General features: G+C 39.0%; 7 protein-coding genes and 1 pseudogene. All 8 read right to left on the bottom strand.

Annotated features, from left to right (window positions below; genetic code table 11):
* Positions 1-728: 728 nt before the first annotated feature.
* Positions 729-1910 (bottom strand): MFS transporter, encoded by a 1182-nt coding sequence (locus tag Q0376_RS07875; protein WP_298706260.1) that lies wholly within the window; start codon positions 1908-1910, stop codon positions 729-731.
* A 123-nt stretch (positions 1911-2033) separates the two neighbouring features.
* Positions 2034-2933 (bottom strand): protein translocase subunit SecF, encoded by a 900-nt coding sequence (secF, locus tag Q0376_RS07870; protein WP_298706257.1) that lies wholly within the window; start codon positions 2931-2933, stop codon positions 2034-2036.
* Positions 2930-4195 carry a protein translocase subunit SecD gene (secD, locus tag Q0376_RS07865; protein ID WP_298706254.1) on the bottom strand — a complete coding sequence of 422 codons (1266 nt, stop codon included), beginning with the start codon at positions 4193-4195 and terminating at the stop codon, positions 2930-2932. Before secD ends, secF begins: the two co-directional genes overlap by 4 nt.
* A 30-nt stretch (positions 4196-4225) precedes the next feature.
* A complete protein-coding gene (locus Q0376_RS07860; RefSeq protein ID WP_298706251.1) occupies positions 4226-4786 on the bottom strand; it encodes a 5-formyltetrahydrofolate cyclo-ligase in 561 nt (186 codons plus the stop codon).
* A gap of 1 nt (position 4787) precedes the next feature.
* Positions 4788-5069: a preprotein translocase subunit YajC gene (gene yajC / locus Q0376_RS07855; RefSeq protein WP_295789772.1), complete on the bottom strand. Its 282-nt coding sequence runs from the start codon at positions 5067-5069 to the stop codon at positions 4788-4790.
* Positions 5070-5104: 35 nt separating this feature from the next.
* Positions 5105-6214, bottom strand: a complete 1110-nt coding sequence (gene tgt / locus Q0376_RS07850) for a tRNA guanosine(34) transglycosylase Tgt (protein WP_298706248.1) — start codon at positions 6212-6214, stop codon at positions 5105-5107.
* A gap of 97 nt (positions 6215-6311) precedes the next feature.
* A complete protein-coding gene (gene queA, locus Q0376_RS07845) occupies positions 6312-7334 on the bottom strand; it encodes a tRNA preQ1(34) S-adenosylmethionine ribosyltransferase-isomerase QueA (RefSeq protein ID WP_298706245.1) in 1023 nt (340 codons plus the stop codon).
* A gap of 96 nt (positions 7335-7430) precedes the next feature.
* Positions 7431-7831, bottom strand: a pseudogene (locus tag Q0376_RS07840) (stage II sporulation protein SpoIID); the annotation flags it as partial.

The following is a 7831-nucleotide window of genomic DNA, read 5'->3' as shown; positions in this document are numbered from 1 at the left end:
TCATTTCGTTTGAAATGATTACCTTACATTGTTCAGTTTTCAAAGATCTGATGTCCAGCGACTTCAATGTCTCACTGACGACTTTGTTATTATAACAAAGTTCTTTTTATTATGTCAACCACTTTTTAAAAACTTTTTTAACATAGTTTCTTAAAAGCTTTCAAAAAGACTGGTCATACCCTCACCACACTACTTACGTTTTGGACCTAAGTAATGGCGACTTGAATAGTATATCTAATTCTAAACTATTCGTCAACCCCTATTTTGCTTTTTTTAAATTTCTTTAGTTAGGCCCCAACAGGCTTCCCCTTCCCCTTCCCCTTACCCTTACTCTTATACTTATCTTATACCTATCTTATGCTTACATATATTTCTCCTTTATACTATTCTTATTTCTTTGCTTGCACTTAGCCTTATACGCTAGCTGTAGTTGATTACACCATTATACTCTCATATCCCCAAGTACGCCTAACAAATCAACTAACTTACAATTTTCCACAAAAAAAGCCATAAAGAATAGCCTTTTTGACTATTCTTTATGACCTTCTTCTGGATTCACTAACATACTGACAATGCAGTACTATTTTAGAAGTGTAGTACTAGTTTAGAAATGTTGTACTATTTTAGAAATATAGTACTGGTTTAGTTATTCAGTATTATTCACCTATACAGCAGAAATATAATACTATTCAACCGTACATTAAAATACATTCCATCTTACAACACAATCATTTTTTATAATATTGACGTACATAAAAATGATAGAGTAAAAATCCTACTAAAGCTACAGCAGCATCTAATAAATACATGTTATGAAAACCAATAGCACCTATGAGCAGGCTCAAAATAGCAGAACCTAAGCCTACGCCAATATCCAAGGACAAGAAATACGTTGCATTGGCCGCTCCGGCTCGTTCAGGTCGTGCTGCTTGTACGCCAATAGTCTGAAAGGCAGGACTAATAGCTCCATAACCAAGACCAATAATAGGAGCTGAAATAATAACCCACCAAGCATTACTAGCAAAACTAAGTATAACAATTCCTGCGATATAAATAATAAAGCCTGGATAAATGAGTACATTTGCTCCTAACTGGTCAAAAGCTCTTCCCACCCAAGGTCTTGTCACAACAATAGTAACAGCAAACAATATAAAGAAAATACTGGCCATCGTCCCTTCCCCTAGCTCATTTAACATGATGGGCACAAACACCAGTACACCGGCGTAACTAAAACTCATAAATAAGCCCATCAAAGCCCAAGGAAATGTTGCTTTTTCCAAAAAACGTTCCATGTTCCACTTCTTTTTACCTCGCAAGCCTGGCAATGCTAATTCATCACTTAAAGGCTTCCGATTAGCCGCATAGAAACTACAGATGGAACAAATTATCAAAAATATAAAAAAGGCTTCATTCCCCCACATAGATAAGATAGTAAGCCCCAAAAAAGGACCTATAACCATAGCTACATTAACAAATACAGAAAAGTATCCAATCCCCTCACCTTTTCGCGCCTTCGGTAGAACTAGCACGGCCACCGCCGCTACGGCAGTTGTACCAATAGCAAAAATCATGCCATGGAAAAAACGAAGTAAAAATATAAGATTTAACGAGGTCGTAAAGTAAAAAGCCACCATGATTAATAAAAATGCTAAAGTCGAAGTAAAAAGCACGCGACGTTTATTAAGCGCATCTATTAACTCCCCTGCAAAAGGTCTACATAAAATGGTGCCAATTTGAAAATATGTCATTGCCAGACCTGCCTCAAACGCAGTACCGCCATAGGATAAAGTAATAATAAGTGGTAATCCAGCAATCAAAACATACTGGCTTATGTAAAATAAACAACTACTTAAACCACAACCAATAAATTCAGGCGACCATATCTTAGTTGTCTGCCTTGCTTGCTCCACTTGTTCCAATAAAATCTCTCCTTCTCTAAAAATTAAAAGAAAACACAGTGAATACTGCCCCATTATATACTAACTAAGGCAATATACACTGTGTTTAATTTGTATTAGACTGCAACGCTCAAATTACGCACGAGACGCATTACGAAGGTCTTTCTTGTTGCGACTTTTCCAAATAGCCCAAATAGAAGTAGCTACACAAATCGCAGAATAAGCACCACTAATGAAGCCTACGATCATACAAAGAGCGAAGTTCTTAGTCGTATCCCCACCAAAGAAGTACAAAGAGCAACATGCAAACATAACAGTTAGCAATGTGTACATACTACGGTGAATACTTTGCTCAATACTTGCATTAGCAAGGTCGGCAAAAGTATCTGTACGTTTATGAGTATGGGTGTTTTCACGAATACGGTCAAAAATAACAACAGATTCATTCATTGAATACCCTACTACCGTTAGAATAGCCGCTAAGAAAGAGGAGTCAATTTCTAATTGGAAGAAAGAGAATACCCCTAATACAATGAGTAAGTCATGAAAAATAGCAGCCAAGGCAGACAGAGCAATTTTATATTCAAATCGATAGGAAATATAAAGTGCTAAGGCCACGAAAGCAACGGCTAAGTTAATCAATGCATGTTGTGTTACTTCAGAACCAATAACGGCCCCAACAGACTCTACACGCTTTACTTCATTAGGACCTACATTTTTGCTCAAACTTTCTACGATAGCCCGGCTTTCATTAGAATCTAGGTTACGCGTACGAATGATAATATCACTACCTACAGCACCTTCAGCTTGATTCGATTCCTGAATAATCGCATTTTCAAGGCCAAATTGTTTCAAGTCATCACGGACTTGAGATACATCTACTGACTGAGTAAAACGCACCTCTACAATCGTACCACCTGTGAAATCAATACCAAAGTTAAAGCCTTTAGTAAACATAGACACTAGGCTGGCGATAACTAGGATGGAAGAAATGACAAACCACCAACGATGGTGTTTAATTACATCAAAACTCATTTCTTAGCCCCTCCCTTCTTGAAGAGGTCCATAGTAGCACTTGGGGAAATATTAGCACCATACCAGAATGGATGATTGGTAATATTACATTCAATAAGCAAGTGTAACAAGGAACGGCTCATAGTAATGGCTGTAAACATACTTACTACTACCCCTAATGCCAGCGTAATAGCAAAGCCTTTTACTGGTCCAGAACCTAATAAAATCAAGATAATAGCCGTAATCATAACTGATGTATTGGCATCAAAAATAGTACCAAAGGCACGACGGAATCCGGATTCCATGGACATGCGAAGCGTTTTACCTTCAAACACTTCTTCTTTAAAGCGTTCGAAAATAAGGATATTAGCATCCACCGCGACCCCCATGGACAGGATAATCCCCGCAATCCCCGGCAAGGTCAATGTTGCATTTAAGACCCATGGCCCCAATACAACAAGTAAAATCATAACATATACAAGTAATGCCATAGTAGCTACAAAGCCGGAAAGGCGATATAGTACCAACATAAAGGCTACAATAAGGCCAATCCCTACAGCAAAGGCTGTAACTGACTTATCTTTGGAGTCTTGCCCCAGTGTTGGGCCTACAGTACGAACTTCCATGACATTCACTTTTACAGGAAGTGCACCAGAACGAAGTAATACAGCTAAATTCTTAGCTTCATCTAAGTTACGGCTCCCTGTAATAACAGCTTTACCACCTGTAATAGCTTGATTAACTACAGGATTCGTCAATTGTTCACCATCAAGATAAATACCAATGTGACGACCAATATTTGCTGCTGTTAATTGAGCAAATTTTTCAGCCCCTTCATCAGTAAATTCAAGGGCAACTTCAGCTTGTTTATTTTGTACAAGCTGTTCTTTTGCATCTTTTAAGTCATTACCAGTTAAATGAACCACACCAGCTTCATCACGGAATTCCATTACCGCTGTTTTACCAATGGTCTTAATAGCTTCATCAGGATCTTTTACACCTGGTAATTCAATAATAATACGTTTTTTGCCTTCACGTTGAATAAGTGGTTCCGTAAGCCCCATTTCATTAATACGGCGGCTTAAGATTTGAATAACACGCTCTACCGCATCATCGGTAACCTTATTATCCCCACTATCTTCGGCTTCTAATACAATATGTGTACCACCTTGTAAATCGAGGCCCTGTTTAATTGATTCTGCCAGAGGTCCAATAAAATAAATAAAAACCCCTACTATAATTGCAATGACAGCAAGAAACTTGGCAACTGCCTTACTATTCAAAGGATATTCCCCCTTTTTAAACCATGTGGTTTAAAACATCTTAATTCTACAATCCGTAACAAGCCCACCGAGTCGCTTATCATAGGAATTCATAGGCAAGTTTTCAGCACTCACCTGTATATCCCAACCTACGCCAATACATTTATTGCTTGGTACAGGTGCTAAAAAGCGATCATAATAGCCTGCTCCCATACCGAGACGACCACCTGTTTCATCAAAGGCCACCCCAGGCACAAGGATTAAATCGAGTGCTATAGCCTCAATTGTTTCATATCCTGCCTTGGGTATACGAATATTGAGAACACCTCGATCCACCGCTTCTAAAGAAGCCAGCTTAGCAGCAATCATGCGAGTTTTATCAATGCATATAGGCACATAAACAGTCTTACCTGCGGCTAATGCATCCTCTATAAGTGCATCTAAGTTCGCCTCTTTAGGCATCGCTAAATACGCCATAATAGACTCAGCTTGTTCGTATGCTGTTAGACTCTTAATATGAGTAACTAAGTGCTGTGCTCTTTGTGCACAATCTGCTTCCTGCATAGCTTGACGCCTTGCTTTATAAGCAAGGCGTAAGTTTGATTTGTCCATATTATTTGTCATCTTTACCTAACACGGTAGCAATGCTAGTACGAGCAAATTTCATTTCTACTTTTTCAGCTACTTGAAGCATTACATAGTCTTCATGCAATTCATTAATTGTGCCATAAATGCCACCAATTGTAACGATTTTTTGACCTCGTTTCAAATTGTTAAGCAATTCATTTCTAGCCTTTTGTTGTTTCTTTTGTGGACGGTACAAAAGGAAATAGAAAATAACGACCATTAATAGAATCGGCCAACCTGCTTGAAATAATTGTGATACATCACCCATTCGTATTCACCTCCAAAAAATATATCTTTCAGCACCTATTTACCGTATTGGCCCCAAAATTCATCGCGAAATGCTGGGAATCGGTCATCTAAAATTGCTTGACGCATGCGGCGCATGAAATCCAATAAGAAATACAGATTATGATATGACACAAGACGGAAGGCTAGAATCTCTTCTGCCTTGTATAAATGACGAATATATGCTCTTGAATAATTGCGACATGCATAGCATTGACAGCCTTCTTCAATTGGGCCCCAATCATGAGCATACGCAGCATTTTTCAAAGTCACTCGCCCAGTATGTGTCATAGCCATGCCATTGCGTGCTACCCGTGTAGGATATACGCAATCAAACATATCAACACCGCGAGCTACACCCTCTACTAAACAATCCGGTGTACCTACACCCATTAAATACCGCGCTTTATAAGTCGGCAATAATGGCGTCGTATGTTCCAATATATCATACATAATATCATGTGGTTCACCAACAGATAAACCACCAATACTATACCCATCAAAATCCATAGCCACTAATTCTTTAGCACTGCGCGTACGTAAGTCTTTGTACATACCACCTTGCACAATGCCAAACATGCCCTGCTTCTTAGAAGTATGAGCCTTAAGACAGCGCTCAGCCCAACGAGTAGTGCGCGCTGTTGAGCGATCCGTATAGGCATAATCAGCTGGATAAGGGATGCATTCGTCAAATGCCATAGCAATATCAGAACCTAATTGCTCTTGTACTTTAGTAGCAATTTCAGGAGATAAGAATTTTTTAGACCCATCAATGTGAGATCTAAACGCAACCCCTTCTTCCGTAATTTTTCTAAGATCGCCTAGACTAAACACCTGGAATCCACCACTGTCAGTTAAAATGCCGCCATCCCAGTTCATAAAACGATGTAAACCGCCTGCCTCTTCCACTAGTTCTGGACCAGGACGTAAAAACAAATGGTATGTATTGCTCAAAATAATCTGAGCACCCATTTCTTTTAATTCTTCAGGAGACATTGTTTTGACTGTAGCTTGTGTGCCTACAGGCATAAACATAGGTGTTTTAAACGTTCCATGAGGGGTATGCAATAAGCCGGCACGAGCACCTGTATGGGGACACTCTTTCTCTAATTCATAGGTAATAACCAAGCATATCCTCCTAACTATATTAATCTATCAAGTAAACATTATAACATAAATCACTTAGTCAACCTAGCTACTATAAGTAATTTATTAAAATTTTACATTATCGAATAAACATAGCATCACCAAAGCTGAAGAAGCGATATCGCTTTGCTACGGCCTCTTTATAAGCAGCCAAACAATGCTCCCGCCCCGCTAAGGCACTGATGAGCATAAGTAAGGTAGACTGAGGTAAATGGAAATTTGTAATCAACGCATCCACAGTTTTGTACTCATAGCCAGGGTAAATAAAGATTTGCGTCCAATCATGACCTGCCTGTACTTGACCCTCTTTAGTAGCTGACTCTAGGGTGCGCACTGATGTAGTACCAACCGCAATAATACGCTTGCCTGCAGCCTTTGCATTATTAATTAAATCTGCCGTTTCCTGCGTCACCACATAGTATTCACTATGCATTTCATGGTCTTCAATAGTATCTACCGATACAGGTCTAAACGTACCAAGACCTACATGAAGGGTTACAAACGCTAAAGTTACGCCTTTCTTTTTTAATTCTTCCAATAAATTAGGCGTAAAATGTAAACCTGCTGTTGGTGCTGCGGCGGACCCTTTCTCGCGGGCATACACCGTTTGATACCGATCCTTATCTTCTAATTTTTCGTGAATATAAGGAGGCAATGGCATTTCACCGATATCCTGAATAATATCATCAAATATACCATCAGCAGTAAATTCTATAATACGCCCACCAAAACTAGTTTTATCTATCACTACACCCGATAGGCGTTCATCAAATACGAGTTCTTGCCCAATAGGACATTTTTTGCCTGGTTTTACTAAACATTCCCAGCGATTTTCACCACAAGGTGTAAGCAATAATACTTCTACTTTACCGCCACTGCCCTTACGTTGACCGTATAATCGAGCCGGAATGACCTTAGTATCATTGAAAACGAGCACATCATTTTCTCCGAGCTCATCAAGAATTTCATAAAAATGTTCTTTGTGAGTGACTGCCCCATTGTGTTTATCCAATACCATCAAACGTGAAGAATCGCGCGGTTCTACTGGATGCTGTGCAATCAGTTCCTCAGGCAATTCATAATCAAAATCTGTCACCTTCATGGGTGTAAAACTTCCTTTCAAATCATAATTCAATTAATACTGATTTACTATGACTCAGCTTACTATAACCTAATATGAATTAATTTACTATAAGCACTAATAGATTTTATCAATAGTAATGCCTGAATAATAGTGCGTCAAGATTGTCTTATAATAATCCTTCGTCTGTCCTGCCTTTTGTGCCATAGCAGCCGCCCCCCACTGGGATAAGCCAAGACCATGCCCCCAACCATAGCCACGAATATATACCATGTCATTAGCTTTCTTAAAACTATGATAGGCTTTTGGATTTTTAAAGCTATCTGCAGAGGTTGGCGGTTTTACATTAACATAGAAATCAAATAACGTAGACTTTAGCCCCAATAGTTTCATAATCGTATCACCACTGAGGGTAAGGCTTTTTTTAGAACCTACAAATGTAGCATGCAATACACGGCCCGATACACCGCGATCCTCAGCTTTTATAGGTCGCTTCCGCAAAGTGCTAAGTTTAATCT

Source organism: uncultured Veillonella sp., assembly GCF_937981445.1.
Lineage (GTDB): Bacteria > Bacillota > Negativicutes > Veillonellales > Veillonellaceae > Veillonella_A.
The sequence above is the reverse complement of the archived record's forward strand: the minus strand, read 5'-3'. Positions and strand labels throughout refer to the sequence as shown.